This is a genomic window from Nesterenkonia aethiopica (genome assembly GCF_039534665.1).
Taxonomy (GTDB): Bacteria; Actinomycetota; Actinomycetes; order Actinomycetales; family Micrococcaceae; genus Nesterenkonia; species Nesterenkonia aethiopica.
The window spans coordinates 1-1,661 of sequence record NZ_BAAAVT010000039.1; the positions used below are offsets into that span (position 1 = coordinate 1).

A 1,661-nucleotide genomic window follows, 5' to 3' on the forward strand; every position below is an offset into this window, starting at 1 on the left:
GCTGTTGGCCGCCGTCGTGCTGCTGCTGATGGAAGTGGTGTTCCCCTGGGTGGATCAGTACAGCCCGCTCAACGACTCGACCATCCAGGACGGCTAGAATATGTCTGACAAGTCTGCTATCCAGGAGAGGGCTTTGCCCCTTGATCGTGGACACGGTGTCGATTGGTCTACGTGGCTCTTAACTATGAATCTCGTGGACCGGTGGGTCTGACTCTTGGATGGACCTGGGGGCTCCGGCCCAATGGGCCCAGGATGGTCTGGTGAGTGTGTCTGATTCACGTGGCGGGTTCTATAGGTGGTTGCACCGGCTTGACCTTCAGGAGTTGCTTTGGAGCCCGCTGGACCCAACTCCCGTGTCGTTCGCTATGGGGATGATGTCTTCGAAGCTGTGATCAGCATGGTCAGTGAGCGGATTAGTATTCGGAAGGCTGCTGCGGCCTGCGGGGTTTCGCTCTCGACGGTGGATCGCTGGGTGTCTCAGTCTCAGGCAGGGAAGCCCCATGGTGCCAATGGCGGGGGCGTGTCAGATGGTATGTGTGAGCCGTACCGAGAGGAACGGTAAGAATCATGACTATGACTGAGGAGAAGAACTGGTCCGTCCTGAGTTCCGAGGAGTTTGGATTTCGTGGATTCTGGTGTCGCGAGCATTGGAGTGCCACATGGGACGAAGAGGCTACCCCGCTGAGTTTCGACGTAGAGTCCTGGACCTACTCAACGCGGGGCGGAGCGTCGCGAGCATCGCCCACGACCTGCAGATCAGTGACCAGACGATCTATGCCTGGCGCCGACAAGACCGGATCGACCGTGGCGAGATCCCCGGGCTGAGCAGGGGCTGATGCAGGAACAGGTGACAGTTTACTCTTAGGCCGCCAGGGTGGGGCGTGTCAGATGGTCTGTGTAAGCCGTACCGAGAGGAACGGTAAGAATCATGACCATGACTGAGGAGAAGAACCCAGCCGAGCCTTCGGGCCAGGAGCTGGTCGAGCAGCTGAAGGCCTCGGGGGAACTTGATGCCCTGTTCGCGCAGATCGATGCCGGCCAGGTCGAACTGACCGGAGACGGCGGGTTCGTCCCCGCGCTGGTCAAGGCCGCACTCGAGCGGGGCCTGCAGGCCGAGCTGACCAGCCATCTGGGCTACGAGAAGGGATCGCCGGAGGCCTCGAAGCACCCCAACTCCCGCAACGGGACCACGTCGAAGACAGTCACCTCTGAGATCGGACCGATCGATCTGGAGGTCCCCCGGGATCGGGGCGGGTCGTTCATCCCCCGGCTGGTTCCCAAGGGCCAGCGGCGCCTCGGGGGCCTGGATGACATGATCATCAGCCTCTATGCCGGGGGCATGACGATCCGCGATATCCAGCACCACCTGGCCTCCACGATCGGCACCGACCTGTCTCACGAGACGATCAGTAACATCACCGATGCCGTCAGCGAGGAGGTCCTGGCCTGGCAGTCACGGCCGCTGGAAGAGTTCTACCCGGTCATCTATCTCGACGCAATCCGCATCAAGATCCGGGAGAACAGCCAGGTGATCAACCGGGCTGCCTATATCGCCGTCGGTGTCGATCTCGAGGGCATCAAGCATGTGCTGGGGATCTGGGTCCAGGACACCGAGGGCTCGGCGTTCTGGGCCCACGTCTGCGCTGACCTGGCTAACCGTG

Annotated in this window: 3 protein-coding genes; all 3 read left to right on the forward strand. The window is 61.3% G+C overall.

The window, feature by feature from the left end:
• Positions 1-397 precede the first annotated feature (397 nt).
• A complete protein-coding gene (locus ABD658_RS15385) occupies positions 398-562 on the forward strand; it encodes a helix-turn-helix domain-containing protein (RefSeq protein ID WP_425544573.1) in 165 nt (54 codons plus the stop codon).
• 97 nt (positions 563-659) lie between these two features.
• Entirely contained in the window at positions 660-836 is a 177-nt protein-coding gene (locus ABD658_RS15390; RefSeq protein WP_425574516.1) for a transposase, read from the forward strand.
• A gap of 98 nt (positions 837-934) precedes the next feature.
• Positions 935-1,661, forward strand: a 727-nt coding sequence (locus tag ABD658_RS15235; protein WP_344744960.1) for an IS256 family transposase, incomplete at its 3' end; no start/stop codon positions are given.

Coding starts and splice junctions, on each gene's coding strand:
- ABD658_RS15390 (WP_425574516.1), top strand. CDS start 660: ATGGGACGAAGAGGCTACCCCGCTGAGTTTCGACGTAGAGTCCTGGAC.
- ABD658_RS15385 (WP_425544573.1), top strand. CDS start 398: ATGGTCAGTGAGCGGATTAGTATTCGGAAGGCTGCTGCGGCCTGCGGG.